Origin of the sequence: Allobosea sp. LjRoot237 (assembly GCF_964253285.1) — a bacterium.
Classification (GTDB): Bacteria; Pseudomonadota; Alphaproteobacteria; order Rhizobiales; family Beijerinckiaceae; genus Allobosea.
The window spans coordinates 2,889,335-2,915,096 of the sequence record NZ_CAXUQP020000001.1 but is presented as its reverse complement, the minus strand read 5'-3'; the positions used below and the strand labels follow the sequence as shown (position 1 = coordinate 2,915,096).

The 25,762-nt window shown below is 66.6% G+C and carries 26 protein-coding genes and 2 tRNA genes; 18 read left to right on the top strand and 10 right to left on the bottom strand.

Annotation, left to right across the window (positions count from 1 at the left end; genetic code table 11):
• Together ACSQ24_RS14080 and ACSQ24_RS14075 are read right to left on the bottom strand one after the other, a co-directional pair.
• Complete coding sequence (locus tag ACSQ24_RS14080) at nucleotides 1–1,233, bottom strand: acyl-CoA desaturase (RefSeq protein ID WP_436095273.1); 1,233 nt, start codon at nucleotides 1,231–1,233, stop codon at nucleotides 1–3.
• A gap of 83 nt (nucleotides 1,234–1,316) precedes the next feature.
• The gene (locus tag ACSQ24_RS14075) at nucleotides 1,317–1,946 is read right to left on the bottom strand and encodes a hypothetical protein (RefSeq protein ID WP_436095272.1); all 630 of its coding nucleotides are present in this window, start codon (nucleotides 1,944–1,946) and stop codon (nucleotides 1,317–1,319) included.
• A 105-nt stretch (nucleotides 1,947–2,051) separates the two neighbouring features.
• On the opposite strand from ACSQ24_RS14075, the gene ACSQ24_RS14070 reads away from it, so the two are divergent.
• The 4 genes from ACSQ24_RS14070 (at nucleotide 2,052) to ACSQ24_RS14055 (ending at nucleotide 7,694) form a co-directional block, all read left to right on the top strand.
• Nucleotides 2,052–2,792, top strand: coding sequence for a TetR/AcrR family transcriptional regulator (locus ACSQ24_RS14070; RefSeq protein WP_436095271.1), 741 nt, complete (start codon nucleotides 2,052–2,054; stop codon nucleotides 2,790–2,792).
• A gap of 145 nt (nucleotides 2,793–2,937) precedes the next feature.
• Complete coding sequence (locus ACSQ24_RS14065; protein WP_436095270.1) at nucleotides 2,938–5,154, top strand: RNA degradosome polyphosphate kinase; 2,217 nt, start codon at nucleotides 2,938–2,940, stop codon at nucleotides 5,152–5,154.
• Nucleotides 5,090–6,652 carry an exopolyphosphatase gene (gene ppx / locus ACSQ24_RS14060; RefSeq protein WP_436095269.1) on the top strand — a complete coding sequence of 521 codons (1,563 nt, stop codon included), beginning with the start codon at nucleotides 5,090–5,092 and terminating at the stop codon, nucleotides 6,650–6,652. Before ACSQ24_RS14065 ends, ppx begins: the two co-directional genes overlap by 65 nt.
• Nucleotides 6,653–6,827: 175 nt before the next feature.
• The gene (locus tag ACSQ24_RS14055) at nucleotides 6,828–7,694 is read left to right on the top strand and encodes an NAD(P)H-binding protein (RefSeq protein WP_436095268.1); all 867 of its coding nucleotides are present in this window, start codon (nucleotides 6,828–6,830) and stop codon (nucleotides 7,692–7,694) included.
• Between the two features lie 16 nt (nucleotides 7,695–7,710).
• On the opposite strand, the gene ACSQ24_RS14050 is transcribed toward ACSQ24_RS14055, so the two are convergent.
• Both ACSQ24_RS14050 and rnd read right to left on the bottom strand, forming a co-directional pair.
• A complete protein-coding gene (locus tag ACSQ24_RS14050) occupies nucleotides 7,711–8,487 on the bottom strand; it encodes a hypothetical protein (RefSeq protein WP_436095267.1) in 777 nt (258 codons plus the stop codon).
• A 113-nt stretch (nucleotides 8,488–8,600) separates the two neighbouring features.
• Nucleotides 8,601–9,740: a ribonuclease D gene (gene rnd, locus ACSQ24_RS14045; protein WP_436095266.1), complete on the bottom strand. Its 1,140-nt coding sequence runs from the start codon at nucleotides 9,738–9,740 to the stop codon at nucleotides 8,601–8,603.
• A gap of 141 nt (nucleotides 9,741–9,881) precedes the next feature.
• Between rnd and aspS the strand changes: the two genes are divergently transcribed.
• Genes aspS through ACSQ24_RS14020 form a run of 5 tightly spaced genes read left to right on the top strand, consistent with a single transcriptional unit; the run spans nucleotide 9,882 to nucleotide 14,338 of the window.
• Nucleotides 9,882–11,660, top strand: coding sequence for an aspartate--tRNA ligase (aspS, locus tag ACSQ24_RS14040; RefSeq protein ID WP_436097892.1), 1,779 nt, complete (start codon nucleotides 9,882–9,884; stop codon nucleotides 11,658–11,660).
• Nucleotides 11,661–11,666: 6 nt separating this feature from the next.
• Complete coding sequence (locus ACSQ24_RS14035) at nucleotides 11,667–12,038, top strand: hypothetical protein (RefSeq protein WP_436095265.1); 372 nt, start codon at nucleotides 11,667–11,669, stop codon at nucleotides 12,036–12,038.
• A gap of 6 nt (nucleotides 12,039–12,044) precedes the next feature.
• Nucleotides 12,045–12,344, top strand: coding sequence for a hypothetical protein (locus tag ACSQ24_RS14030; RefSeq protein ID WP_436095264.1), 300 nt, complete (start codon nucleotides 12,045–12,047; stop codon nucleotides 12,342–12,344).
• A gap of 42 nt (nucleotides 12,345–12,386) precedes the next feature.
• Entirely contained in the window at nucleotides 12,387–13,283 is an 897-nt protein-coding gene (locus tag ACSQ24_RS14025) for a glycosyltransferase (RefSeq protein WP_436095263.1), read from the top strand.
• Nucleotides 13,280–14,338 (top strand): acyltransferase family protein, encoded by a 1,059-nt coding sequence (locus ACSQ24_RS14020; RefSeq protein ID WP_436095262.1) that lies wholly within the window; start codon nucleotides 13,280–13,282, stop codon nucleotides 14,336–14,338. Before ACSQ24_RS14025 ends, ACSQ24_RS14020 begins: the two co-directional genes overlap by 4 nt.
• On the opposite strand, the gene ACSQ24_RS14015 is transcribed toward ACSQ24_RS14020, so the two are convergent.
• Entirely contained in the window at nucleotides 14,310–14,918 is a 609-nt protein-coding gene (locus tag ACSQ24_RS14015) for a CatB-related O-acetyltransferase (RefSeq protein ID WP_436097891.1), read from the bottom strand. The two genes, ACSQ24_RS14020 and ACSQ24_RS14015, sit on opposite strands and share 29 nt — an antisense overlap.
• Before the next feature lie 106 nt (nucleotides 14,919–15,024).
• The gene (locus tag ACSQ24_RS14010) at nucleotides 15,025–16,863 is read right to left on the bottom strand and encodes a hypothetical protein (RefSeq protein WP_436095261.1); all 1,839 of its coding nucleotides are present in this window, start codon (nucleotides 16,861–16,863) and stop codon (nucleotides 15,025–15,027) included.
• A gap of 284 nt (nucleotides 16,864–17,147) precedes the next feature.
• Between ACSQ24_RS14010 and ACSQ24_RS14005 the strand changes: the two genes are divergently transcribed.
• The 6 genes from ACSQ24_RS14005 (at nucleotide 17,148) to ACSQ24_RS13980 (ending at nucleotide 19,937) form a co-directional block, all read left to right on the top strand.
• A complete protein-coding gene (locus ACSQ24_RS14005) occupies nucleotides 17,148–17,633 on the top strand; it encodes a DUF192 domain-containing protein (RefSeq protein WP_436095260.1) in 486 nt (161 codons plus the stop codon).
• Between the two features lie 119 nt (nucleotides 17,634–17,752).
• Nucleotides 17,753–18,889: a patatin-like phospholipase family protein gene (locus tag ACSQ24_RS14000; protein ID WP_436095259.1), complete on the top strand. Its 1,137-nt coding sequence runs from the start codon at nucleotides 17,753–17,755 to the stop codon at nucleotides 18,887–18,889.
• A 122-nt stretch (nucleotides 18,890–19,011) separates the two neighbouring features.
• A complete protein-coding gene (locus ACSQ24_RS13995) occupies nucleotides 19,012–19,200 on the top strand; it encodes a hypothetical protein (RefSeq protein ID WP_436095258.1) in 189 nt (62 codons plus the stop codon).
• Nucleotides 19,201–19,399: 199 nt separating this feature from the next.
• A tRNA-Pro gene (locus ACSQ24_RS13990) sits at nucleotides 19,400–19,476 on the top strand.
• 35 nt (nucleotides 19,477–19,511) lie between these two features.
• Nucleotides 19,512–19,817, top strand: a complete 306-nt coding sequence (locus ACSQ24_RS13985; protein ID WP_436095257.1) for an ETC complex I subunit — start codon at nucleotides 19,512–19,514, stop codon at nucleotides 19,815–19,817.
• Nucleotides 19,818–19,860: 43 nt separating this feature from the next.
• Nucleotides 19,861–19,937: transfer RNA gene (locus tag ACSQ24_RS13980), tRNA-Arg, on the top strand.
• 7 nt (nucleotides 19,938–19,944) lie between these two features.
• Here the strand turns inward: ACSQ24_RS13980 and ACSQ24_RS13975 are convergent.
• Both ACSQ24_RS13975 and ACSQ24_RS13970 read right to left on the bottom strand, forming a co-directional pair.
• Nucleotides 19,945–20,112 carry a hypothetical protein gene (locus ACSQ24_RS13975; RefSeq protein ID WP_436095256.1) on the bottom strand — a complete coding sequence of 56 codons (168 nt, stop codon included), beginning with the start codon at nucleotides 20,110–20,112 and terminating at the stop codon, nucleotides 19,945–19,947.
• A 115-nt stretch (nucleotides 20,113–20,227) separates the two neighbouring features.
• Nucleotides 20,228–20,509 (bottom strand): hypothetical protein, encoded by a 282-nt coding sequence (locus ACSQ24_RS13970; protein WP_436095255.1) that lies wholly within the window; start codon nucleotides 20,507–20,509, stop codon nucleotides 20,228–20,230.
• Nucleotides 20,510–20,743: 234 nt separating this feature from the next.
• Between ACSQ24_RS13970 and ACSQ24_RS13965 the strand changes: the two genes are divergently transcribed.
• From ACSQ24_RS13965 to ACSQ24_RS13955, 3 genes are all read left to right on the top strand, one after another.
• Nucleotides 20,744–22,432 carry an ArnT family glycosyltransferase gene (locus ACSQ24_RS13965; RefSeq protein WP_436095254.1) on the top strand — a complete coding sequence of 563 codons (1,689 nt, stop codon included), beginning with the start codon at nucleotides 20,744–20,746 and terminating at the stop codon, nucleotides 22,430–22,432.
• 66 nt (nucleotides 22,433–22,498) lie between these two features.
• Nucleotides 22,499–23,251, top strand: coding sequence for a glycosyltransferase family 2 protein (locus tag ACSQ24_RS13960; protein WP_436095253.1), 753 nt, complete (start codon nucleotides 22,499–22,501; stop codon nucleotides 23,249–23,251).
• Entirely contained in the window at nucleotides 23,251–23,595 is a 345-nt protein-coding gene (locus ACSQ24_RS13955) for a lipid-A-disaccharide synthase N-terminal domain-containing protein (protein WP_436095252.1), read from the top strand. Before ACSQ24_RS13960 ends, ACSQ24_RS13955 begins: the two co-directional genes overlap by 1 nt.
• Before the next feature lie 9 nt (nucleotides 23,596–23,604).
• On the opposite strand, the gene ACSQ24_RS13950 is transcribed toward ACSQ24_RS13955, so the two are convergent.
• Both ACSQ24_RS13950 and metC read right to left on the bottom strand, forming a co-directional pair.
• The gene (locus tag ACSQ24_RS13950) at nucleotides 23,605–24,318 is read right to left on the bottom strand and encodes a transporter substrate-binding domain-containing protein (RefSeq protein WP_436095251.1); all 714 of its coding nucleotides are present in this window, start codon (nucleotides 24,316–24,318) and stop codon (nucleotides 23,605–23,607) included.
• 7 nt (nucleotides 24,319–24,325) lie between these two features.
• The gene (metC, locus tag ACSQ24_RS13945) at nucleotides 24,326–25,516 is read right to left on the bottom strand and encodes a cystathionine beta-lyase (RefSeq protein WP_436095250.1); all 1,191 of its coding nucleotides are present in this window, start codon (nucleotides 25,514–25,516) and stop codon (nucleotides 24,326–24,328) included.
• Nucleotides 25,517–25,762 lie beyond the last annotated feature (246 nt).

Below are 25,762 nucleotides of genomic sequence, written 5' to 3'. Positions count from 1 at the left end.
TCAGGCCTTCGCCGTATTGGCCGTACCGGTCAGGCGGGCATGGATCGTCTCGATCAGGAGATCATGCGCCCGCGCAGCGATCGCATCGAGCGACGGCGTCTTGACGAACATGGCGGCGGCCTTCTCGGCAAGCTCCTCGCGGCTCGGCAGCGTCGGCATGTGCCACTGCGCGATCGCGTCCTGCGCCTGCGCCTGCATCGCATGCAAGTGCTCGCTGGCCCGCGCCTGCAGCGCGGTGAGCGCCTCGCGGAACTCGGGCAGCGTCAGCGTGGGCAGATGCAGCTCGGGCAGGCCGGGTACGTTCGCATAGGCGTCGCGCACGGACTGGACGATGCGCTCCACCGGGACGGAGGCCGCGAGCCGCTCGGCCGAACGCTCGATCACGCGCGGCGGCAGCGCCTGGGAGCGCTCGACGACGGCCTGCGGCGGCGCCTTCAGATCCCAGACCAGGCGCAGCTTCGACAGGCCGAGGATGAGATAATAGGTCGGATCCCATTGCCACCAGCGAAAACCCTGGCGGACGCTGTACTGATAGGCGTGGTGGTTGTTGTGCCAGCCTTCACCCATGGTGATGATCGCCAGCCACCAATTGTTCCGGCTCTCATCGCCGGTGACATAGTCCTTGTCGCCATGCACATGCGCCAGCGAGTTGATGCAGAAGGTGCCGTGATGGACCGCGACCGTCGACCAGAAGAAGCCGACGAACAGGCCGGTCCAGCCGTCGATGGCGAAGCAGGCGATGGCGAGCAGCACCGCCGGAAGCAGCTCGAAGCGGTGCAGGAAACGCAGCTCCGGGAAGCGGGTCAGGTCGGTGACGGTCGAGGTGTCGCAGCGATCGTGGCCGTTGCTGAAGATCCAGCCGACATGCGAATAGAAGAAGGAAGTCAGCACCGGCGAATGCACGTCGTGCTCGGTGTCGGCGAAGCGGTGATGATGCCGATGCTTCGAGGCCCACCAGATCACGCTCTTCTGCGCCGTCGACTGGGCGAGGAAGGCGAGCACGAACTGGCCGATCCGGCTGGTCTTGTAGGTCCGGTGCGAGAAGTAGCGGTGATAGCCGCCGGTCACCGCGAACATGCGCAGCCAGTACAGGCCGAAGGCGAGCCAGAGCGAGGTCGCGCTGACGCCGCTCCAGAGCGCCCCGAAGCAGGCGAGATGGGCCAGCACGAAGGGAATGGCCGAAGGATAGACGATATCGCCGTGGTCGTCGGCGTGCTGGAGCTGCTCTGACAAGTTCGTTCTCTAAAAGTGCGTCTGAAGGCATGCGAGATTCACATGCCGACCAAACAGCAGGGGCGGGACGGGCGCAAGCGCCGTCAGCGTCGCAGCACAGGAAAGGGCAGGCCGTTGACGATCAGGCGCAACGCACAGGCGCCGAGCAGCACGCCGATGAAAGGCCAGTAGGCCATGTCGAGCTGAGCGCGCTTGCCGAAGGTGATCATGAAGCTCAGCCAGATGTACCAGGCGCCGAACAGGTGCAGCCGGCCCCAGGCGACCCGGCCGATCAGTGCGGCCGCCCGGTCGAAGGAGGTCGCCACCATCGCTGCGATCACGAGATAGGCGCTGCCACCGGCGACCAGCATGCTCGATCCTCCTAGCTCCGCGAACAGCGTGGGATCGGTGACGGCGAGCGCGATGATGGCGATGGCGTGCAGGAGATGCGAGACGGCGAAGCCGAGGCCGAGCTGTCGCCGGTTGCGCAATTGCCAGCGCGTCCACGGGTTTGGGCAGGCGCGAAACAGGGCGGACGCGGTGAAGGCGAGCAGGAAGAGGGCGAGCGAGGTCCGCGCCGTCAACCGGATCGCCATCCGGATACCGTCGCTGCCGCCCGCGGAGGCAAAGGCGGCAAGGGCCGCGATCGTCAGGATAGCGGCGAGCGCGCCCAGCAGAGGCCAGCCCTCCAGACCAGTTGGAAGAGCGGAGCTGCGCTTGTTTTCGGTCGACATCGCCGGTCTCCGCTTGAGTGCCTGTAACATGTAATCGGTGATTACATATCGGCGGCGGCGCGACAATGGATGTAATCGACGATTACATAATCGTGATGAGCTAGGGTGACGCCTCTGCTCGGCTGCTGCGGGATGGGAAACTGGTCTAGGTTCCTTGCGATGAGCACGACGAAGGCGAATCGGGTGGGAGCGGGCAAGGCCGCGGTGAGCGCCTCGGCCTATCATCACGGCAATCTGCGCGAGGCGTTGATCGCGCAGGCGCTCGCGCTCGCCGCCGAGGTCGGACTCGAAGCCGTCAGCATTCGGGAGGTGGCGCGCCGCGCTGGTGTCTCGCCCGCCGCACCGTTCCGGCACTTTCCCGACAAGGTCGCGTTGATGACCGCGGTAGCTGAGGAGGCGATGGCGCGCTTCCGGGCCGAGATCGCCGCTGCTCTGGCGCGCGAGGTCAGCGATCATCCGATCCGGCGTATCCGCGCCATCGGCAGGGCTTTCCTGGACTGGGCCCGGCGCAATCCGACGCATTTCGAGATCATCTCCTCGCGCCGCGCGATCGATTTCGCCGGGTCGGCGTCGCTCGGAGCGGACAACGCCGAAATCCAGGCGCAGATGGTGAAGTTGCTCGAAGAGGCGGCGCGGCGCGGGCTCCTGCGGGTCGATGACCCACAACTGATCCAGATCACCGGTCGCGCGTTGGTCTATGGCTTGGCGCGCATGTTGATCGACGGGCAGTTTCCGAGCTGGGGCGTCGCGGAAGCCGAGGTCGAGAGGATGATGGAGCGATCGCTCGATCTCTTCCTCGTCGGTCTGTTGAAAAACCCACCGGCTGCAGACCCGGACCGTTCATGACGTTTCGGCCTCGCTTGTCATCGAACCGTCACGCTACGGTGGCTTCAAGGCGAAGGCGGTCGCACCGGCTGCAAGCAAAACGACACAGAACACAGCTACAGGACCGGCAGTGGCACGAGCGGCATCGACAGCGAGAGCGAAGCGAATGACCCAAGATGTGGCGGAAGCGCCGGTCCAGGCGGCTGCGGCCCCGGCTCCGACGGCAGCGGTCCTGCAGATCGACGAGGAGCTTCGGCAATCGCCGAAGCGCTTCATGAACCGGGAGCTGTCCTGGCTGCAGTTCAACCGGCGGGTGATGGAGGAGGCCTCCAACCGCAATCATCCGCTGCTCGAGCAGCTGCGCTTCCTCTCGATCTCGGCGAACAATCTCGACGAGTTCTTCATGGTCCGCGTCTCCGGCCTGCGCGAGCAGCTCAAGGCCGGCGTGGTGACGCCGAGCCAGGACGGCTTGAGCCCGGCCGAGCAGCTCACGGCGCTGGGCGACGCGGTGTCGGCGCTGACCAGCGACCAGCAGACCCGCTGGAGCGAGCTCAAGCACGATCTGGAGGCGAATCGGATCGTGCTGCTGCGGCCAGTCGATATCGGCGCGCAGGACCGCATCTGGCTGGAAGACCGTTTCCTGCACTACGTCTTCCCGGTGCTGACGCCGCTGGCGATCGACCCAGCTCACCCGTTCCCCTTCATCCCCAATCTCGGCTTTACCATCGCGCTGGCGCTCGAGCGCATCAGCGACGGGCGCGCGCTCGACGCGCTGATCCGCGTCCCGGTGAAGATCGACCGCTTCATCGAATTGCCCGATCTCGCCCGCGAGGGCATCCAGCGCTTCATCATGCTGGAGGATCTGGTCGCGCTCTTCATCGGCAAGCTCTTCCCCGGCTACGAGGTCAAGGGCACCGGCTCCTTCCGCATCATCCGCGACTCGGATCTCGACATCGAGGAGGAGGCGGAGGACCTGGTCCGCGTCTTCGAGACGATGCTGAAGCAGCGCCGCCGCGGCGTCGTCATCCGGCTGGAGCTCCATTCCGACATGCCGGCGCATCTGCGCAGCATGATCATCCGCGAACTCAAGGTCGATCCCGACGAGATCGTCGTCGTCGACGGCATGATCGGCCTGAACGAGCTCTCCCAGCTCGTCGGCGTCGACCGGCCGGACCTGAAGTTCAAGCCTTACAACGCCCGATTTCCCGAGCGCATCCGCGAGCATGGCGGCGACTGCTTCGCCGCCATCCGCCAGAAGGACCTGATCGTCCACCATCCCTATGAGAGCTTCGACGTCGTCGTGCAGTTCCTGCAGCAGGCGGCGCGCGATCCCAATGTCGTCGCGATCAAGCAGACGCTCTACCGCACCTCATCGAACTCGCCGATCGTCCAGGCGCTGGCCGAGGCCGCCGAGGCCGGCAAGTCGGTGACCGCGCTGGTCGAGCTCAAGGCGCGCTTCGACGAGGAAGCCAACATCCGCTGGGCCAAGGATCTGGAGCGCGCCGGCGTCCAGGTCGTCTACGGCTTCATCGAACTCAAAACCCACGCCAAGCTCTCGATGGTGGTGCGCCGCGAGGCCGGGCAATTCGCGACCTATTGCCATATCGCCACCGGCAACTACCACCCGATCACGGCGCGCATCTATACCGACGTCTCCTTCTTCACCGCCGACCCGGTGATGGCGCAGGACGTCGCCCGCATCTTCAACTTCATCACCGGCTATGCCGAGCCGGCCGAGCTGGAACGCATGGCCGTCTCGCCGGTCAATCTGAAGAAGCGCCTGCTCGACGACATCGCCGAGGAGGTCGCGCATGTGAAGGCGGGCCGCAAGGGCGCGATCTGGGGCAAGTGCAACTCCCTGGTCGATCCCGAGATCATCGACGCGCTCTACGACGCCAGCCAGGCCGGCGTGCAGATCGATTTCGTCGTCCGGGGCATCTGTTGCCTCAGGCCGGGCGTGCCGGGCCTGTCCGACAACATCCGCGTCAAGTCGATCGTCGGGCGTTTCCTCGAGCACACCCGCGTCTATGCCTTCGGCGCCGGCCACGGCATGCCCTCGGTCAAGGCCAAGCTCTACATCTCCTCGGCCGACCTGATGCCACGTAATCTCGACCGCCGCGTCGAGGCGCTGACGCCGATTCTGAACGCGACGGTCCACCAGCAAATGCTCGAGCAGATCATGCTGGCGAACTTTCTCGACAACGAACAGAGCTGGACCATCTTGCCCGACGGCGGCTCGCGACGCATTGTCCCGCCGTCGGCCGAAGAGTCGTTCAACGCCCACAAGTATTTCATGACGAATCCGAGCCTGTCTGGTCGTGGAAAATCTCTCTCGAGTTCGAGCCCGCGCAGCCTCTCCCGCCGCGCCAGCAAGAAGGCCTGAGCAGGCGCGGAGCCGGCTGAGCGTCGGCGACACCGTCGCGATCATCGACATCGGCTCGAACTCGGTCCGTCTCGTCGTCTATGAAAACCTGTCGCGGGCGCCCGCGCAGGTCTTCAACGAAAAGGAGATGGCGGGTCTCGCCCGGCAGGTCGCGTCGACCGGCATGCTGGCGACGGACGCGATCGACAAGGCTTTGTCGGCGCTCGTGCGCTTCCGCATCCTGTGTGAGGCCATGCATGTCGGGCAGTTGCGCGTCATCGCCACGGCGGCGGCCCGCTATGCCTCGAACGGTCCTGACTTCATCGCACGCGCCGAAACGGCGGTCGGCCAGCCGATCGAGCTGATCTCAGGCGACCGCGAGGCCTATCTCTCGGCCCTCGGCGTGATCTCCGGCTTCGATCAGCCGCACGGCGTCGTCGGTGATCTCGGCGGCGGCTCGCTCGAGCTCGTCTCGGTGGATGGCGACCAGGTCGGGGCCGGGATCAGCCTGCCGCTCGGCGGCCTCGCGCTGATCGACCGCTCCGGCAACTCGATGAAGGCGGCCGAGAAGATCGTCCGCGACGATCTTGACCATCATCCGCAGCTCGCGGCCATGCGCGGGCGCGATTTCTATGCCGTCGGCGGCACCTGGCGCGCGCTCGCGACCCTCCACCAGCGCCAGTCGGGCTATCCGCTCAACGTCATGCACGGCTATATCGTGCCGGCCCGCGAGGCGAGCGACTTCGTCCGCCTGGTCGAGCGCGCCGACGCCTCCATGCTCGAAGCGATCGAGGCGGTCTCCTCCGCCCGGCGCCCGCTGCTCGCCTATGGCGCGCTGGTGCTCGACCAGATCATCAAGCGCGGACGCCCGCGCAATGTCGTGATTTCCGCCAACGGCGTGCGCGAAGGCCTGCTGCACGAGCAGCTCGGCAAGGACGAGCGCTCGGCCGATGCGCTGCTGCGCGGGGCCGAGGACTACAACCGGCTGCGTGCCCGCGATCCGCACCACGCCGAAGATCTGATCGCCTGGACCAATCAGCTCGTCGCCGGCGCCTATCCGCATGACGACCCGGCGCTGCAGCGGCTTCAGCGCGCCGCCTGCCTGCTCTCCGACATCGGCTGGCGCGCCCATCCCGACTATCGCGGCGAGCAGACGCTCAACGTCATCGCCCATGCCTCGTTCAGCGGCGTCGACCATGCCGGCCGCGCCTTCCTCGCGCTGGCGGCGTTCTACCGCTATGCGGGCCTGAAGGCCTCGGCGCCCGCGGTCGAGGGTCTGCGTCGGCTGCTGACCACGCGCCTGCTCGAGCGCATCCATATCCTCGCCGCGGCTTTCCGGGTCGCCTATCTGATCTCGGCCGGCATGCCGGGCATCCTGTCGCGCGCACCGCTGACCTGCGTCGACAGCCGCCTCGTCCTGCGCCTGCCAGATGACCTGAAGTCGCTGGCGAGCGAACGTGTCACGGGACGGCTGAAGCAGCTCGCGAAGCTGCTCGGGCGCGAGGTCGACATCCGCTGAGCGGCAATAGCCGATCTAGATGTTTGATCCCGTCATTTGATGGTGCAGTCTTTTCGCGAGAGCGGAAGGGCCAGGTTCCCCGCGGGAGCGCCACCACGACCGCGTCGATGCGTCGAGCGATACAGCATAATCAAGAAGGCCTGAGACACCTCGCCAAGCGAGACCGTGGAGCGGCATGAAGATCCTCGTCACGGGAGCCACGGGTCATGTCGGGCGCGCGGTCGTCGGCAGGCTGGCGTCACTCGGCCACGATGTGGTCGCGATGGTCCGGGACCGCCAAACCGCTGCCGCACGCCTGCCCTCCGAGATCGCCCTGCGCGTTGCCGACTACGAGAATGCCTCTGCCCTGAAGAGGGTCTTCGCGGGCATCGATGAGGTCGTCCTCATATCGAGCGACGGCGACGCGAGCACAGTCATGCACCATCATGCCAACGCCATCGAGGCGGCTGCTGCGGCCGGCGCAAGGCACATTATTTTCACCAGCATCGTTGATGTCGACGATCAGTCGCCGTTCTACTTCGCGCCTGTGTATCGCGACGCGGAGCGCCGCCTTGCGGCTTGCGGCGTGCCTTCGACCATCCTCAGATGTAGCTTGTATTGTGAGTTCATTCTCGACCATTGGCTTGTCCGCAGCCAATCGTCGGGAGAGCTGGTGTTGCCTACAGGGAACGGCCGGGTCGCACCGATCTCGCGTGACGACGTGGCGGCCGCCATCGCGGCGGTCGCAGCCAACCTCGAAAAATCTCCCAAAATCCATACGGTCACGGGAGACTTGGCGCTGGATTTCGGCGAGATCGCCGCCTCTTACGGCGAAGCGGTCGCAAGGCAGGTCGGCTATCGTCCCTGTTCCATCGACGAATACCAGGCCTTGGCGTCGGCGCAACTTGACGATCCCTGGCCTCGGGCGTTCTCCACCCTATGCGCTTCGATCGCCGAAGGCCGCTACAGCCGGGTCTCCGACGACTTTGCCGTCCTCACGGGCCGCGGGCCAGAGAACTTCCGGGATTTCCTTCGTCGCGCGACATCCGCGACGGAGGCATAGCCTGCCTCTCCGCCTCTTACTGATGCATCAGACCCTGGAACGCCGTCGGCTGGATCGATATCCGGCCTATGAACGGGCGATCATGCGCCAGGATGACGAAATAGGCGGCCGAGACCACCACCACATAGAGATGCGCGGCCACGATCTGCATGCGGAAAGCATGGCTGTTGCAGATGATGATCGAGAGCATGGTTGCCGTCGAGATCAGCCACATGGCGCACCATTGTGCCCAGGTGATGCCAGCTACTGACGCGGCCAGCCGCGCCAGCCGGGCGTGGCGGATCTCCAGGAGTTGGTTTAGCAGCGGCGCATAGGCCGTCACCGCATTCAGCCGGGAGACCAGCTGGATCGCACCGAGTAGATGCTGTTCCGATCGTTCGAAGACCGCGTCGTTGAGCGGCATGCTTTTGGCCATCGCTGGCCAGTCGACAGCGACGACCTCGCGCAGATAGGCCTGAAGACCGTTGATCAGCTCGGATCGCGTCTCCTCGGGCAGCACCACTGCCAGCGTCAATGCAGTCTCTACCGCATCGGCCTCGCGCTGGACTGCGGTCCGCGCCGAAACGGCGTCGTTCCAGATGCCGGCCGCGGAGAAGGCGACGATCAGGGCGAACAGCCCCCCGCAGGTGTTGATGATGGAATCGCGGATCGGCAGCGGCTCGTCCAGCCGGTAGCCGAGGCGTGGAATGGCGAAGCGGGCGAGCCCGATCAGGATCCAGCAGGCCGCGACGCTGAGCGCCAGGACGGCGAGGAACATCGCCGCCAGTGGCAGTTGATGGAACAGGATGAACACATCGCCCCCGGAATCTGTCAGCGCTCAGACGGCAGCAGCAGACCTCACCCGGGCCGCGGCGGACAACCCCCTTGTCCGAAATAGCCGAGGACGACTGCCCCCGTTTGCGGTCGTTAGCCGACCGTGACCCGTCCGCGCACGATTCTCAGCGACAGCGAGCCGTTCTTCAGCGCCAGCGCCTTCTCACCGAAAAGCTCGCGGCGCCAGCCCTTCAGGGCCGGCACGTCGGCCTCGTCGTTGCTGGCGATCTCTTCGAGGTCGTCGCTGGAGGCGATGATCTTCGGCGCGACGCGTTCGGTGTCGGCGGTCGCCTTGAGCAGCACCTTCAGCAGGTCGAGCACGGCGCCGTTGCTTGGCCGGCCGCGCTCGCGCTCGAGCCGGGGCAGGCTGTGCGGGTCGAGCGCCAAGGCGCGCTCGACCGCGGCCAGCACCTCGCCGCCGGCACGCGAGCGCTCGAAGCCGTTCGGCACGGAGCGCAATTCGCCGAGCGCCTCGGCCGAGCGCGGAGCGCGCTGGACGATATCCATCAGCGCATCGTCCTTGAGCACGCGCTGGCGCGGCACGTCGCGATGCTGCGCCTCGCGCTCGCGCCAGGCGGCGAGCTCCATCAGAACCGCCAGCTCCTTCGGCTTGCGCAAGCGCCCCTTGAGGCGCAGCCAGGCGTTCTCCGGCTTGACCTCGTAGGTCCCGGGCGAATTGAGCACCGCCATCTCCTCGGCGACCCAGCTCTCGCGGCCGCTCGCGGCGAGATCGGCCTGCAGCGCCAGATAGACGTCGCGCAGATGGGTGACGTCGGATTCGGCGTAGACCAACTGCGCTTCGCTGAGCGGGCGGCGCGACCAGTCGGTGAAGCGCGAGGATTTGTCGACGCGCGCCTTGGCGAGATCGTTGACGAGCTGCTCGTAGCCGACCGAGTCGCCATAGCCGCAGACCATCGCCGCAACCTGGGTATCGAACAGCGGCGTCGGCAGCACGCGTCCGAGCATCCAGACGATTTCGAGGTCCTGCCGGGCGGCATGGAAGACCTTGACCACGTTCTGGTCGGTCATCAGCGCCATGAGCGGCGCAAGATCGAGGCCCTCGGCCAGCGGGTCGACCATCACGGCCTCGTCCGGCGAAGCCATCTGGACCAGGCAGAGCTTCGGATAATAGGTCGTCTCGCGCAGGAACTCCGTGTCGACGGTGACGAAGGGGTGCGCGGCGAGGCGGGAGCAGGCGGAGGCGAGCTCGTCGGTGGTGTTGATCAGGTTCATGGCAGGCGCTCTTAGCAGATGAGCGCGCGCCATGTCGCGGGCGTTCTTGACAAGCGCGCCGCGCGCGTGTGGTTACGGCGCCAAATCGCTTGCGTGCCCGCCATCGGCCGCATGGACGCCCGGAAAGCTGAACCCGTGACCTTGCATCGCTACCGTTCCCACACCTGCGGCGCGCTCCGCGAGAGCGACATCGGCGCCTCCGTGCGCCTGTCCGGCTGGTGCCATCGTATCCGCGACCATGGCGGCGTGCTGTTCATCGATCTGCGCGACCATTACGGCCTGACCCAGGTCGTGGTCGACCCGGATTCGCCGGCCTTCGCCGATGCCGAGAAGGCACGCGCGGAATGGGTCATCCGCATCGACGGCAAGGTCAAGCCGCGCCTCGCCGGCACCGAGAACGCCAACCTCGCCACCGGCGCGGTCGAGGTCTTCGCCACGGCAATCGAAGTGCTCGGCCCGTCGGCCGAACTGCCGCTGCCGGTGTTCGGCGACCTCGAATATCCCGAAGACACCCGCCTCAAATACCGCTTCCTCGATCTGCGCCGCGAGAAGCTGCACAACAACATCGTGCTGCGCGGCAAGGTGATCGACTCGCTGCGCCAGCGCATGAAGTCGTCCGGCTTCTCCGAGTTCCAGACGCCGATCCTGACTGCGTCGAGCCCCGAGGGCGCGCGCGACTTCCTGGTGCCGAGCCGCCTGCACCCGGGCAAGTTCTACGCCCTGCCGCAGGCGCCGCAGCAGTACAAGCAGCTCCTGATGATGGCGGGCTTCGACCGCTATTTCCAGATCGCGCCCTGCTTCCGTGACGAGGACCCGCGCGCCGACCGGCTGCCCGGCGAGTTCTACCAGCTCGACGTCGAGATGAGCTTCGTCGAACAGGAAGACGTCTTCGCCACCATGGAGCCGGTGATCGCCGGCGTCTTCGAGGAGTTCGGCGAGGGCAAGTCCGTCACCCGCAACTGGCCGCGCATTCCCTATGCCGAGGCGCTGCGCAAATACGGCTCCGACAAGCCAGATCTGCGCAACCCGATCGAGATGCAGGATGTCTCCGAGCAGTTCCGCGGCTCGGGCTTCAAGGTCTTCGCCCGTATTCTCGAAGGTGAGAAGAACCGCGTCTGGGCGATCCCCGCGCCAGGCGGCGGCTCTCGCGCCTTTTGCGACCGGATGAACAGCTGGGCGCAGGGCGAGGGCCAGCCCGGCCTCGGTTATCTGATGGTCAAGGAAGACGGCGAAGGGCAGGGGCCGATCGCCAACAACATCGGTCCCGAGCGCGTCGCCGCGATCGTCGCTCAGATGGGGCTGAAGGGCGGAGACGCATGCTTCTTCGTCGCCGGCGATCCGGACAAGTTCTACAAGTTCGCCGGCAGCGCCCGCAACAAGGTCGGCTCTGAGCTCGGGCTGATCGACGAGAACGCCTTCGCCTTCGCCTGGATCGTCGACTTCCCGATGTTCGAGTACAACGAGGACGATAAGAAGGTCGACTTCTCGCACAACCCGTTCTCGATGCCGCAGGGCGGTCTGAAGTCGCTGCTCGAGGACGATCCGCTCTCGATCAAGGCGTTCCAGTACGACATCGCCTGCAATGGCTACGAGCTCGCCTCCGGCGGCATCCGCAACCACAAGCCGGAAGCGATGGTGAAAGCCTTCGAGATCGCCGGCTATGGCGAGGAGACGGTGATCGAGCGCTTCGGCGGCATGTACCGGGCCTTCCAGTACGGCGCGCCGCCGCATGGCGGCATGGCCGCCGGTGTCGACCGCATCATCATGTTGCTCGCCGGTGCGACCAACCTGCGTGAGGTCGCCCTGTTCCCGATGAACCAGCAGGCGGTCGACCTCCTGATGGGGGCGCCGTCGCCCGCGAGCCCGAAGCAGCTGCGCGAGGCAAATCTGCGCGTGAACCTGCCCGAGAAGGACGCCTGAGCGACCATGGCCTATCTGCCTGCCGGGCGAGCCCTGCTGCTCGCCTGCTTCGTCGCGCTGCCTCTCGGCGCCTGCGTCGCCGGTCATGCCGATTCCACCGCAGGTCGCGCCTCGGCGCTGGCGACGACGGTCTCGCGCGCTATCGCCTGCAGGGCCGGCTCGCCGCAGCGCACGACGCTTGATCGCTTCATCGCCGCCGAGAAGGCACGCGGAGCGAGCGACGAGCAACTCGCGGCCGCCCGCTCGACCTATGTCACGGTGTCCGAAGCCGAGATGATCAATCAGGACATCCGCCCGCAGCCCTGCACTGCTGAAGAGCGTGCGACGTTGCGCGGCAAGATGAACGATGTCCGCGCCGGCCGCTTCGAGGCGCTCTGATCGTCCATGACAGCGTCCAAGCCCAGCCTCGCCGCGCTCGCAGCCTTGAGTCTTGCCGGCTGCGTCGCCGTGGGGCCGATGCCCGGCACGCCCGAGTTCACGGCGGCGCAGGTTTCGCGTGCCTATGATTGCGGACTGAGGGTCGACCGCGGCCGCATCATCGCGCGCCTCCCGGCCGAGCAGCGCGGGCGCTTCGTCGCCGCCAATGCGAGCTATGCCGTGCAGTCCTACAAGGCGCCGCGTCGCTGCGAGGCGTCCGAGCGAGAAAGGCTTCAGCAGGAGCTGCGTCTTGGCGCCCGGCGCTGATCGCCTCTTGCCTCGAACCTCTCATCCCGCGCAGATGCGGCCATGAACTTTTCCGCCGCCGACGTCACCGCCATCGTCGTCAGCTTCGATAGCGCTGAGGTGCTGCCGTCCTGCCTCGCCGCACTGGCAGGCGAGGAGGTGAAGGCCATCGTCGTCGACAATGCCAGCGGCGACGCCTCGGCCGAGGTCGCGGTACAGCACGGCGCGCAGGTCCTGCGCAACGCCCGCAACGAAGGCTATGGGCGCGCCAACAACCGCGGCGCGCGCGCGGCGGCGACGCCCTTCGTCCTGATCGTCAACCCCGATCTGGAAGTGCAGTCGGGTGCAATCGCGAACCTGCTGGCGGCAGCTGAGGCTTATCCGGATGCAGCCGCCTTTGCGCCGCGCCTGGTCGAGCCCTCCGGCCGCGTCTTCCTGCAGCCGCGCTCGCTGCTCTCGCCTGATCATCTCAACCAGGCTCGTGCGATCGCGCTGCCCGAGGGCGACGCCTGCCTGCCGTTCCTGTCGGGAGCCTGCCTGCTGCTGCGCCGCGAGGTTTTCCTGGCGCTCGGCGGCTTCGACCCGGCGATCTTCCTGTTCTACGAGGATGACGATCTCTGCCGGCGCCTGCGCGAGGCCGGTCACGCGCTGGTCCATGTCGATGGCGCCAGCGCCCGCCATGGCCGCGGCCGCTCCAGCGCGCCGTCGCCGCAGCGGCGCTTCACCGCGCGCTGGCATCTCGCCTGGTCGGAATATCATATGGCGCGCAAATGGCGCCTGCCCGTGCCCGGCCTGGGCCGGACCATCGAAAATGCAGCCAAGGCAATCGGTTACGGCCTGATCTTGAATCAAGACAAGATGTATGCGCACGCCGGCTCGGTCGCCGGCGCGCTCGCGGCACGCGCCGGCCAGAGCGCACTCGCCCGGCAGGGGTTGAAAGAGGCGGAGGTCATTGCGTGACAGGCTTCTTGCGTGCCGCCAGCGCTGCCGACGGGCTGAGCCTGCCGCATAATCATTTTGGCCTGCTGCGTCTGTTGTTGGCGCTGGCCGTCGTGGTCTCGCATGGCCTCAGCGTCACCACCGGCAAGGTTGAGGACGAGTTGCTGGCCCATTCGACCGGCTTCACGCTCGGCGAGCACGCGGTCAACGGCTTCTTCGCCATCTCCGGATTCCTGGTGACGATGAGCTATGAGCAGCGCGGCTGGCGCGACTATCTGGTTGCGCGGACCTTGCGCATCGCGCCCGGGCTGATCGCGGCGACGCTTGTCGTCGCGCTGCTGCTCGGCAGCGCGACGACCAAGCTCAGCCTGTCCGCCTATCTCATCGACCCGCAGCTTTGGCGCTTCATCAACGGCACGCTGACCAGCTTCAAGAGCTCGGCCCCGTTGCCGGGCGTCTTTTCGGATAACCCGCTGACGTTCCCGATGGGAACGGTCTGGACCCTGAAATACGAGACCCTTTGCTATCTCGGCGTCCTGATCATCGGGCTCGTCGGCCTGCTGACCCATCGCCGCATCGTGCTCGGGCTTTGGTGCGCACTCGTCGTCGCGACGGTGCTACGTGAGATTCTCGCGCCGGATGGGTCGAAAGGTCTCGAGACGGCGTTGCGCCTGCCGCTGATCTTCCTGACCGGAGGGCTGGTCTATCTCTGGCGCGAGCGCGTGCCGCTGTCGCTGCCGGGGCTCATCATCGCGTTCGCGGTCGTGGCCCTGTCCCAGGGTACACCGGCCTATAAGGCGCTGCTCTATCTCGTCACCGCCTGGGGCGTTCTGGTGCTGGCGCTGGCGCCGCCGCTGACCCACTGGCGCAGCGAGCCGCCGGCCGACCTGTCCTATGGCGTCTATCTCTATGGCTGGCCGGTACAGCAAGCCTTCGTCGCGCTCTTCCCGGCGGTCGGGGCGCTTACGCTGTTCGGGCCGTCTCTCGTCGTGACTCTGCTCGTCGCCGCGCTGTCCTGGTATCTTGTCGAGAAGCCAGCGCTGGGGCTCAAGCGCCGCCTGCTGAAGCCTGCCTGATCGCGGCCGTCAGCTCGTCCACGCGATCGGACATCAACAGCGGCAGGAGCTGCGAGACCCGCTCTGGTGGAAGCTCCCACCAGCGGCTCGCCAGCAGCGCCTCGATCTGTGCTTCCGGCAGCCGCAGTCGCACCACCCTGGCCGGGTTGCCGGCGACGATCGCATAGGACGGCACATCGCGAGTCACAACGGAGCGGGCCGCGACGACGGCGCCATGGCCGATCGTCACCCCGGACATGATCATCGCCTGCGAGCCGAGCCAGACATCATGGCCGATGGCGACGTCGCCGCGCGTCGCGTCGTGGCCGCTGATCTCGCGCGCCGCCGGCCACAGGCCGGGCAGGGCAGGGAAGGGATAGGTCGTCGCCCAGTCGGTGCGATGGTTGCCGCCGAGCAGGATCTCGACACCGTCGGCGATCGAGCCGTAGCGGCCAATCGACAAGCGCGCTCCGCTCTCCGGGAACCGGACCTTGGGCCTGCCATAGGTGAAGGCGCCGACCGCGATCTGCCCCGGCCGGCGCGCCAGCAGCTTGGCCAGATGAATCCGGGTCTGGTTGTCCGGATTGACCCAGCGCCGCAGGAAGCTGCGCGGGCCGGCGGGCAGGCCGGCCCACCAGATCGCAAGTGTGCCCGGGCGCCAATCAGCGTCCGGGCTGGAGATGTCGTGCGAGGTCAAGCCGTCCGCCTCACTCGGCGGTGGCCTGGACGTCGATCTTGTCGAAGATCTCGGTTGGGTCGCCGAGCGTGATGACGTCGGCGAGGCCGAGCCCGGTCGCGGTCTTGGCGTTTGCCTTGACGGTGAGCGTGCCCGGCTTGGCGACGAAGCGGGCGATCGCGTTCGCCAGCGCCTTGGCGCCGTCCGACGGTCCGAGAATGGCAGCGAGGCCGAGGCTCGCCATCATGCCGTATTCGCGCCGGACATCCTCGACCTTGCGCTTCGACTTCTTCGCCTCGTTCTCGATCAGCTTCTCGGCGAGGCCGAGGTTCTGCAGCTTGAGCTCGACATTCTTGGCGGTCGCGCCGAGCAGCGCCACCTGGGCCAAGGCGAGATCGCCGGAGAAGACCTCCTTGCCGACATTGCCGAGCATGCCGGTGGCATCGAGCCTGGCCATGCCGACGCCGCCGAGCGAGAGCGTGCGGATCGCGAACTCCTTGCTCGCCTCCTGCCAGGCGAGGGCGAGTTTCGCCGACAGGTCGATGTTGCGGTAGCCCATCGCCAGCAGGTCCTTGGCGGCAGGGTTGTCGGCGCTCTCGACGATCGGGAAGGTGATCTTGTCGAGCGACAGCGCCATGTCGGTCGGGATGCCGTTAACCTGCTCGCCGGCCTTGAGCTCGAAGCTGCCGAGGCCGACCTGGATCGGGGCGCCGGCCGGGCGGCCGCGCTTGCCGTCCTGCGGCACGCTCATCTGTACGCCGCTCATCCTGATCGTGCCGAGCTTCGGGATGAAGCGGCGGAAGTCGAGGGTCTTGAGGTCGACCGCAGCATCGCCGAGCGCCTTGACCTCGCGCACCACGCTCTCGAACGAGAAGCCGGAATAGCCGAGCAAGGCAATCGTCCCCTTGGCGCCGCTGCCCTCGAACTGCAGGCCCTCGATCACGACGCCGGACTTCTCGGGAGCGTCCTCGCCGAAGGCGACGCGCGCAATGCGCATGTCGACCGGCTCGGGCTTGGCGCCGGGCTTCGGGGGTGTCTTCAGCGCCATCACGATGTCGCGGAGCTCGCCGCTGCCATAGTCGACGGCGTCGAAGATCTCGGCCATGGCGAGCAGCAGCTTGCGGCTACGCGCCTCGCTGATCGCCGGATCTTCCTTGCTGTTGAGATCGCGCGAGGCTTTCTCCGATTCCTCGCTGAGCACGGCGACGCGCGTCATCAGCTCGCCCATCGGCTCGGAGGCGACACGCGCCTTGAAGCCACGCAACGAGGCCTTGCCGGCTGTCATCTTGCCCTGCTCGCCGAGGTCGAGCGAATAGCCGTCCTGCTCGAGCTTGCCGAGGACCGGCTGCAGCGGCGCTGTTTCGCCGGGCTTGGCCTTCTCGGCGAAGACGCGCGCGATCTGCATCAGGTCGAGCGTCTCGAAGCTGGTGCGCTTGATCTCGCCATTGATTGGGCCGGTGCTGCCGCCCTCGACCTTGATCGTGCCATCGCTCGATTCGCCGCGTCCGATCCGGCCTTCGCGAATGTCGGCAAACTTGATGTTGCGATAGGTCGTGACCTGCTTCTGCGGGCCGAAATTCTGCTCCATCACCAGCGTCGGAGCGTTGATCTCGCTGGCGTCGAGCTTGCCGAGCCGCGCGATCGCGCTGTCGCCGCTGCCCTGGAAGATGGCGAGGAAGCCATCGCGGTCGAGCGAAGTGCCCTTCACCTCGAGCTTCGGGATCGACAGTACGAACTTGCCGAGGTCGAGCTTGATGTTGTCGAGCTGGAGATCGGCGGCGGAGGCGGGGCTGGCCAGGAGCACAAGCAGCAATGCTGTCGCGGACAGCGGCCGATAGCTGGCGAGGCGTCGGCCGGGCGAAATCGTCATGATGGTCTCCTGAAGCATGCGTCGAGGCCCGCAGGCGCGTAGCTGGGGCCAAGCCCCGATTGGCGGCGCCAGAGACGGATTCGCGGGCGTAGCAGCCCATCCGTCTTCGGCAGGAAGTCGGCAGCGACCCTGCCGCAAGGCGATGACGAAAGAAAGATGGCGCGCCCGCGAGTTGGGCGAAATGCTTGACGAAACGGTGTCGCTTCGTGCCATTGGCCGCAGAACCGCCACGAGGCCGCGGCAAGGCTTGCGTCGGGGTGGCTTGTCTGGCGCGAGGCGCGATGATGTCTTTTGTGGAACGTTTCTTGCGCCTGGCCTCAGTTGTCGCGCTGGCCTTGGGTGTCCTTACAGTCCTGCCGAAACCCGCAGAGGCGCAGAACGCGCCGGCCAGCGGTCTCGAGCCGCTGACCATCGTCACCACTTCTGGCCGTCACGCTTTCCAGGTCGAGGTCATGCGCACGCCGGACCAGCGCGCGCGGGGGCTGATGCATCGCCAGTTCATGCCGGCCGATCGCGGCATGCTCTTCGACTTCAAGCAGGTCGAGCCGGTCGCGATGTGGATGCAAAACACCTACATCTCGCTCGACATGCTGTTCATCCGCGCCGACGGCACGGTCGCGCGCATCGCCGAGCGGGCGGAGCCGCTCTCGACCCGGACGATTCCCTCGGGCGAGCCGGTGCTCTCGGTGCTCGAGGTCAATGCCGGCATCGCCGAGAAGCTCGGCATCAAGCCGGGCGACAGGGTCGAGCACCCGCTGTTCAAGCGCTGAGCAGCACGACCCTGTCATCCGTCACATCACAGCCGCAATTGCTTCGGACAACCGCTATCCTGACGTTGTCAAGATAATCTCTCTCGGAGGCTGCAATGGCGGACTGGACGAGACCGCTCTTGCGACGGTCGGTCGTGCTCGCTTTGCTCGCCCTCTCTGCTTGCCGCCCTGGCGACATTGTTCTCGATGCTGGCGAGCCGGTCGTCAGTGCCGGGCGCTACGCCTCCACTGCTTCGTCGCCGGCTGAACCCGGGAGGCGGACGCAGGCCCGCAATATCCTGGTCCTGACCAGTGGCGGCGCCGACGGCGCCTTCGGAGCCGGCGTGCTCCAGGCCTGGTCCCAGAGCGGCAAGCGTCCGGTATTCGATGTCGTCACTGGGACCTCGACAGGCGCGCTGCAGGCGACTGCGGCGTTCCTCGGTCCAACCTCGGACCATCTGCTGGAGCGGGTCTACACCACGACGCGGACGCGCGACGTCTTTCGTTCCAACGGCTTGAAGACGCTGGTCGGCACCGGCCTTTACGATCCGGCGCCATTGCGGCGCCTGCTGCTCGAGCTGATCAGCGATGACATGCTGGATCAGGTCGCTGCCGAGCATCGCAAGGGCCGCCGGCTCTATGTCGCGACCACCGATATGACGGCGGGCAAGACCATGTTCTGGGACATGGGCGCGATCGCCGCCTCCGGTGAGGATCGGCGCAGCCACTATGTCGACATCCTCGTCGCTTCGGCGGCGGTGCCCGGCCTCGTCGAGCCGGTGCGTATTCGTGACAGGCGAAGCGGCGCCGTTTCGATCCACAGCGACGGCGGCGTCAAGGCCCCGGTGCCGTTCGATGGCTTCATGCTTGGCAGGGTAGGGCGCGGCAGCACGATATGGGTCCTCGCCAACGGCCATGTCAGCCGCGACGCCGCCGTCAGCAGTCCGGCTGCGTCGACATTGGCGCTGGCCCGCCGCGGCGTCTCTCAGCTCATCCGGCAATTGCTCTACAGCTCCGTGCGAGAGACGCAGAGCAAAGCTGCGGCGGCCGGAGCGCATTTTCGGCTGGTCTCCCTGCCTGAGACGGTACCTGAGACGAGGGATCCGCTGCGCTTCGATCCTGATGAAATGCGCTCCCTGTTCGAGGCGGGGCAGGCAGCAGGTACGCGAATCTTCGGGACACCACCCTCGTCATTGTCGCCTGCTGATTCCTCGTTGCGGCACTCCAGCGTGGCTGCGCGCGCGGCACCAGCCAGTCCCGCGGAACCGGCGCTCTGACTAGAAGTCGCCATCACGAGCGGTCGTCTTGCCACTGGCCGGTCGGCGCTCGCTGCCAGTCGCCCGACGCCTTCGATCCGTCTATGATCGCCCGGTATAGCGGGTGGGACGGAGACTGGAACATGCCCGGGAATTCTGAGCGGACGGAGCTGGACGACCGAATCGCAATCGTCCGCAGGAATATCTCCGAGCTGATGGAGCAGGCGACCGGCGCATCCGGCGCGGCGGTCGAGGAGAGCATCGCCAACCGGCTCAACGAACAGCAGGATTTGCTCACCGAACTTCTCCGGCAGCGCGAGGCGCTGGGCTGAGGCTGCTGGAATCGTCGCTTTGGCCGGTTGCCGGCCCGGAGATGGCGGTACAATGCGTGCACAAGAGCCTACCCAGCGATCCCGTGGGAACTGCGTGTTCCCAAAGCGGACAGTTGGTGATATTGCGTTCCGCATCCGCCGGCTTCGAGATGGGCCGGTGGAACCGATTTGCGAGTGATTGATTACACTTGCGAGGCGGCGGGGTATAGCGCAGCCCGGTAGCGCATCTGCTTTGGGAGCAGAGGGTCCCAGGTTCGAATCCTGGTGCCCCGACCAATCTCGACGAGCTTTGCCGGAAGGCGAGGGGAAGCATGACGGCACGCATCTATTCGCCGACACGCAATGCGATGCAGTCCGGCACGGCCAGGACTGGCCGCTGGCTGCTGGAATATGAGCCCGAGCGGCCGCGCGAGATCGAGCCGCTGATGGGCTGGACCTCGTCAGGCGACATGAAGAGCCAACTCAGGCTCTGGTTCGACACGGCCGAGGAGGCTGTTGCCTACGCCACGCGCAACGGCATTGCCTATCGTCTGGAGCAGCTGCACGAGCCCAAGCGCCGCACCATGACCTACTCGGACAATTTCAAGTTCAACCGCGTCGGCCAGTGGACGCATTGAAACTAAACTGAACCGGCGGGGTCCATGCCCGCCGTTTCCGTCAGGGCCCGTAGCTCAGCTGGATAGAGCAGCAGCCTTCTAAGCTGCTGGTCACAGGTTCGAATCCTGTCGGGCTCGCCATTCCTTCTTACTCCTGAGCTTCGTCGCGGCGCAGCTCGAAGGCCAGCATCGCCTCCGCCAGCGCTTCCAGCTCGCGCTCCTTGTCCCTGCTGTCCGGCGCAGCGTTGAGTTCGGCCACGCGCTGCTGGGCCTGTTCGTAGTCCTCGTCGGTGTGAACCGCGATCGGGCTCTTCATGATCGTGCTCCTTTCGGTCCGCACTGACGTTTTCACGCGGCCAGAGGGTCAACCCTCCATCTGAGATGGGGTTCCGCGCGCCCCGCTGCCTTAGGCGCCACAGTCCTCTTTGTCCTCAGTCCTCGCGTCCCCAATTGCGCAGCTGGCGGATCGTCGGCAGCGTCGGGCGCAGGCGCCAGACCACCAAAGCGAGATGGCCGGCGAAGCCGATGGCGAAACCGGGGATGGCCGCGCCGAGCGTCACGGTGACCAGCCCCATTGCGCAGCCGCCGGAATCGCCCGGACCGCATTTCGGATCGAACAGCAGCATCGCCATGACGATGGCGAAGCCTATGAACATTGCCAGCAGCATGCCGAGGCAACCGATCCAGATCGCCCGCAGCAATATCCTCAGCATGGTGATCTCCTGGCCCGCCTGGGTGGCAAGCGCCGCCCCTGCGTCGCCGCAGGTGATGAGCGCATCTTGCCGCGATCGGCGCGAAGTCGTAAACGCCCCGCGGCCGGTTCGGCCATGATCGCGCCCGAAAGGCCGGGCATGGCCCGGACGCATCCGGTTGGTGAAGCACCCGGTCTCTGGTCGCTGACCGCAACCTCCAAGCTCCAGCCCCCGCCGCGGCTGCAAGGAGTATCGATGATCTCGCTCGGCTCCGGCCTGGACCGGCTCGCCAATTTCGCCTCCGCGAGACATTGGCGCGCCTGCGTGCTGCTCGTCCTGTGGTCGCTCGCTGCCTTCCTGCCTGGTTTTACCAGCCTGCAGCCCTTCGATCGCGACGAGCCGCGCTTCGCCCAGGCCAGCAAGCAGATGCTGGAGACGCGCGACTTCATCGACATCCGTTTCCAGGACGAGGCGAGACACAAGAAGCCGGTCGGCATCTACTGGCTGCAGGCCACCAGTGTCGCTGTGGGCGAGGCGCTCGGCGTGCCGCAGGCCCGGACCACGATCTGGCTTTACCGGCTGCCCTCGCTCATCGGCGCGATCGCGACCGTGCTCCTGACCTATTGGGCGCTGCTCGCTTTCGTCGGCGCACGGCTGGCCTTGCTCGGTGGAGCACTGATGGCGGCCGCCGTGCTGCTCGGCGTCGAGGCGCGCTTCGCCAAGACCGACGCCCTGCTCGCCGCCTGCGCGGTCGCGACCATGGGCGCGCTCGCCCGCGCCTGGCTCGACTGGACGCGCTCGCTCGCCTTCGTGCCGAGCCGCCACAACTGGCTGGTGTTCTGGTCGGCGACGGCGCTCGGCCTGCTGCTCAAGGGCCCGATCGTCCCGATGGTCTGGGGTCTAGCGGTTCTCGTCCTTGCCATTCGCGAGCGCTCGCTGCGCTGGTTCGCCCCGCTGCGGCCCGGGCTTGGGCTGCTGCTCTGCCTGATTGTCGTGCTGCCCTGGTTCGTCGCCATCGCGGTGAAGACCGGCGGCGACTTCTTCGCCGAAAGCGTCGGCAAGGACATGCTCGCCAAGGTCGGGGAAGGGCAGGAGAAGCATTGGGGGCCGCCCGGCCTCTACCTGCTGCTGTTCTTCGGCACTTACTGGCCCGCGGCCGCCCTCGCTGCGATGGCGATCCCGTTCGCCTGGGTGAAGCGCCGCGAGCCGCAGATCCTGTTCCTGCTCGCCTGGATCGTGCCGTCCTGGCTCGTCTTCGAGGCGGTGCCGACCAAGCTGCCGCATTATGTGCTGCCGCTCTACCCGGCGATCACGGCGCTGCTCCTGCTCGCTCTGGTCAATGGCGGCATCAACCGCTTCCGCCGCGGCTCGACGTTGACGGCCTCGCTCGTTGTTCTTGTGCCGGCAGTGCTTGTTGGCGTGCTGCTCTATGGCACCTGGACGCTCGACCGGACCTTGCCCTGGCTGGCGCTGCCGGTTCTGGCGCTTGCGCTGTTCGTTGCCTTCCGCGGTTTCCTCGCCTTCCGCCAGGGCGCACTCGAGGGCGCGCTCTGGCGCGGCGTGGTCGCGAGCCTGCTGCTCAGCCTCGGTGTCTTCGGCCTCGCCTCGCCGAGCTTGCGCGGTATCAAGCTCTCGCCGCGATTGGCGGAAGCAGTGCAGGCGGTGACCTGCCCGAACCCGCAGGTCATCACCGTCGGCTACCGCGAGCCGAGCCTCGTCTTCCTGGTCGGTACCGACCTGCGCATGGGCGCCGACGGGAGTGTCGCGGCGACCTTCCTGCGCGAGCCCGGCTGCCGGGTGGCGCTGGTCGAGGGCCGTTTCCTCGACGGCTTCCGCCAGACGCTCGTCGCGTCGGGACAGGCGCCGCGGCTCCTGACCACGATCTCCGGCTTCAACCTCAACGGTGGCAGGCGCATCGAGATGAGCGTCTATGTCCGCGAGTGATCGGCGCTTGCTCCGCCGCGGCGCTTGACGCAGTTTGCGCGCCGCCATGCAGAAAGACCTCAATCCGTGACCGAATCCGCGCCTTCTACCGGCCAGCCCCGCCTCAGCATCGTCGTGCCGGTGCGCAACGAAGAGGGCAATATCGCGCCGCTCGTCCGCGACATCGAGAATGCCTGCGCGGATATCGGCGCCTTCGAGCTGATCTATGTCGATGATGGTTCGAGCGACGGCACGGCCGCTGCACTCGCCGAACTTGCCGCGACGCGACCTTGGCTGCGGATCGTCCGCCATGCGCAATCCTGCGGCCAGTCGGCTGCGGTGCGCAGCGGGGTGAGGGCGGCGAGCGCCCCGATCGTCGCGACGCTCGATGGCGACGGCCAGAACGATCCTTCCTTCATCCCGGCGATGCTGGCCCAGCTCGAGGCGGCAGGCGCCTCGGCGGGCCTGGTCCAGGGACAGCGCGTCGGCCGCAAGGACACCGGATTCAAGCGCTTGCAGTCGCGCATCGCCAACAAGGTGCGCGGCGCCATCCTCAAGGATGCCACGCGCGACACCGGCTGCGGCCTGAAATGCTTCCGGCGCGAGGCCTATCTGGCACTGCCCTATTTCGATGCGCTGCACCGCTTCATGCCGGCTCTCGTTGTGCGCGAAGGCTTCGCGGTCCTGCATCACGACGTGCGCGACCGGCAGCGCCTGACGGGGGTTTCCAATTACGGTTTCTTCGACCGGCTCTGGGTCGGCATCCTCGACCTCGTCGGTGTCTGGTGGCTGATCCGGCGCCGCAAGCGTGTGCCGCAGATCGTGACGGAGGCGCGCTGATGCTCATCGACCTGCAAGGCATGATCGGAACCTATTTCCACGACGTCTTCGTCAACAATGTCGATTGGTGGGTCCTGCTCGGCGTCGTCGCGCAAGGCCTCTTCACCATGCGCTTCGTGGTGCAGTGGCTCGCCAGCGAGAAGGCGCAGCGCTCGGTCGTGCCGATGACCTTCTGGTGGTTCTCGATCGGCGGCGGCATGCTGCTTTTGATCTACGCGCTCTATCGCCGTGATCCGGTCTTCATCATCGGCCAGGGCTTCGGCGTGTTCGTCTATCTGCGCAACCTGCAATTCGTGCTGCGCGCGAAGGCGCGCGGCGAGGACACGAATTCCGCGCCGGGCTAAAGCGGGATCTCAGTACTCACCGGCCGGGAAGCCGTGGCGCGCCATCATGGTGCGATGCCAATCGCTGCCGATGAGGCTGTTGAGCGCCGTGTCGAAGCGCTCCCGCAGAGCGGCATGCTGCTTGCCGAATGCGAAGGCCCCGGCAGCCGGGTGGCCGCCCTCGTCGGCTGCCACGGTGACGACTGCCAGCTTATCGTCGGGCTGACGGGCAAGGTAGCCGCGATGCGCCATGGCGACGCTGGCATAGGCGTCGGCGTCGCCGTTCCTGACGGCCACCACGGCCTCTTCCTGTGTCGCGACACGAACGATCCGCTCCGGAGCAATGCCGGCTGCGAGCCCGGCCTGTTCCTGGACTTGCCCGCCCACGACCACCAATCGGGCGGCAGCGACGGCGACAGCTCGATAGCCGCTCAGCAGCTCGCGATCGGCTGAGCGCACCAGAAGACCGTCGGCCAGCGCCCAGACTGGCCGGCTGAAGTCGACGAGCTTTTGCCGTTCTGCCGTGACGAAGAGCGGCGTGGTCATCGTCCAGCGCCCGGAGGCGAGGCCAGGCAGCAACTCGGCGAACGTTGTCAGCTGTTGCTCGAATTCGGTGATGCCGAGCGCCTGCAAGGCCGCGGTCACCAGTTCGACGTCGCAGCCCTGCACAGTGCCTCCGGCTGCCGGCCAGCAGAAGGGCGGCTCGTCGAGATAGGCAAAGACAATCGGTCCTTCCGGCACCATGACGCGCTCAGCTCGCCGCTCTCAGCCGTGCGAAACCGGCGTCGAGATCCTCCTTGAGGTCTTCCAGGTCCTCGAGCCCGATATGGAACCGGATTGTCGGTCCCTTGAAGCCGGGCTTGGTCGCGGTGCGGTAGCGGGTGCAGTCGAATGGCAGCACCAAGCTCTCATAACCGCCCCAGGAGGCGCCCATGCCAAACAGCGTGAGCCCGTCGAGCATGGCCGCGACCGCCTTCATCGAGACCGGCTCGAGCTCGATCGAGAACAGCGAGCAGGCGCCGGTGAAGTCCCGCTTCCAGATGGCATGACCGGGATCATCAGGCATGGCCGGGTGCAGCACGCGGGCGACCTCGGGCCGCGCCACAAGCCAGTTCGCCATCTCCAGTCCCGCCGGCTGCAGCTCCTTGAGCCTGATGGCGAGGGTGCGGATGCCGCGCAGCGTCAGATAGGCGTCCTCGGGCGCGATGATCACGCCGAGCGCGTCCCAGGTCCGCTGGAGCTGCTTGTAGAGCTCTGGCGTGCGGGCCGAGACCGTGCCGATCAGCACGTCTGAATGTCCCGCATAGTACTTCGTCCCAGCCTGGACCGAGACGTCGACGCCAAAGCTGTGGGCATCGAAAAGGAGCGGCGTCGCCCAGGTATTGTCCATCATCACCATGATGTCGCGGGCATGGGCTGCGGCGACGATCGCCGGGATGTCCTGGACCTCCAGGGTCTGCGATCCCGGCGACTCGGTCCAGACCGCCCTGGTGTTCGGTTTGAACAGCGCGGCGATGCCCTCGCCGATGAGCGGGTCGTAATAGGTGACCTCGACACCGTAGCGCGGCAGCATCCGCTCGCAGAAATTGCGCATCGGATGATAGACGCTGTCGGTTACGAGAAAGTGGTCGCCGGCGGTCAGGAAGGCGAGGGCGGGCAAGGTGCAGGCGAGCAGGCCGGACGAGCAGGCGAGCACGCCGGCGCCGCCCTCCATGGTGTGGGCGGCGGCGAGCAGCGCGTCGATCGTCGGGCTGCCGGAGGTGCCGTAGCTGTAGCGTGCCTTGCGGACGAGGAAATCCGCGGTGCTCGGATAGATCACGGTCGAGCCGCGCACGATCGGCGGATTGACGAAGCCGTAGCTGTCGGTGGAATCGCGGCCGGCGAGGACGAGGCGGGTTTTCTCACGCAGCCGCGCGAATTCAGGCTTCGACAGCTTTTTCATGGACCGGAATGATAGGTGCGGGACGGGGCGGGTTGTGGTCGCACTTGACCACCTCCGGAAAGTCGCATGTGATGCCTGCAGTGAAAAGAGGCAGGTGCACGGGGAGCCCTTGCTTGACGCTCATGAACAGCTCTGGCAATCGACCGGAGCCAGGCTCCGCTTAAATTTTCGGCATCGAAACGAGACATCAAGTCGCGACGATGCGGTGACCGGCAGGTTCCGGCCGGCAGATGCCGGCGGGGCAAC

What these genes read in the sequence shown, in the direction of transcription:
- ACSQ24_RS14055 (WP_436095268.1), top strand. Translation starts at nt 6,828, where the DNA reads ATGAAGATCCTCGTCACGGGAGCCACGGGTCATGTCGGGCGCGCGGTC.
- ACSQ24_RS13965 (WP_436095254.1), top strand. Translation starts at nt 20,744, where the DNA reads ATGATCTCGCTCGGCTCCGGCCTGGACCGGCTCGCCAATTTCGCCTCC.
- ACSQ24_RS14010 (WP_436095261.1), bottom strand. Translation starts at nt 16,863, where the DNA reads ATGACGATTTCGCCCGGCCGACGCCTCGCCAGCTATCGGCCGCTGTCC.
- ACSQ24_RS14005 (WP_436095260.1), top strand. Translation starts at nt 17,148, where the DNA reads ATGTCTTTTGTGGAACGTTTCTTGCGCCTGGCCTCAGTTGTCGCGCTG.
- ACSQ24_RS14075 (WP_436095272.1), bottom strand. Translation starts at nt 1,946, where the DNA reads ATGTCGACCGAAAACAAGCGCAGCTCCGCTCTTCCAACTGGTCTGGAG.
- ACSQ24_RS14035 (WP_436095265.1), top strand. Translation starts at nt 11,667, where the DNA reads ATGGCCTATCTGCCTGCCGGGCGAGCCCTGCTGCTCGCCTGCTTCGTC.
- ACSQ24_RS14065 (WP_436095270.1), top strand. Translation starts at nt 2,938, where the DNA reads ATGACCCAAGATGTGGCGGAAGCGCCGGTCCAGGCGGCTGCGGCCCCG.
- metC (WP_436095250.1), bottom strand. Translation starts at nt 25,516, where the DNA reads ATGAAAAAGCTGTCGAAGCCTGAATTCGCGCGGCTGCGTGAGAAAACC.
- ACSQ24_RS14030 (WP_436095264.1), top strand. Translation starts at nt 12,045, where the DNA reads ATGACAGCGTCCAAGCCCAGCCTCGCCGCGCTCGCAGCCTTGAGTCTT.
- ACSQ24_RS13950 (WP_436095251.1), bottom strand. Translation starts at nt 24,318, where the DNA reads ATGGTGCCGGAAGGACCGATTGTCTTTGCCTATCTCGACGAGCCGCCC.
- ACSQ24_RS13995 (WP_436095258.1), top strand. Translation starts at nt 19,012, where the DNA reads ATGCCCGGGAATTCTGAGCGGACGGAGCTGGACGACCGAATCGCAATC.
- ACSQ24_RS13975 (WP_436095256.1), bottom strand. Translation starts at nt 20,112, where the DNA reads ATGAAGAGCCCGATCGCGGTTCACACCGACGAGGACTACGAACAGGCC.
- ACSQ24_RS14025 (WP_436095263.1), top strand. Translation starts at nt 12,387, where the DNA reads ATGAACTTTTCCGCCGCCGACGTCACCGCCATCGTCGTCAGCTTCGAT.
- rnd (WP_436095266.1), bottom strand. Translation starts at nt 9,740, where the DNA reads ATGAACCTGATCAACACCACCGACGAGCTCGCCTCCGCCTGCTCCCGC.
- ACSQ24_RS13970 (WP_436095255.1), bottom strand. Translation starts at nt 20,509, where the DNA reads ATGCTGAGGATATTGCTGCGGGCGATCTGGATCGGTTGCCTCGGCATG.
- ACSQ24_RS13955 (WP_436095252.1), top strand. Translation starts at nt 23,251, where the DNA reads ATGCTCATCGACCTGCAAGGCATGATCGGAACCTATTTCCACGACGTC.
- ACSQ24_RS13985 (WP_436095257.1), top strand. Translation starts at nt 19,512, where the DNA reads ATGACGGCACGCATCTATTCGCCGACACGCAATGCGATGCAGTCCGGC.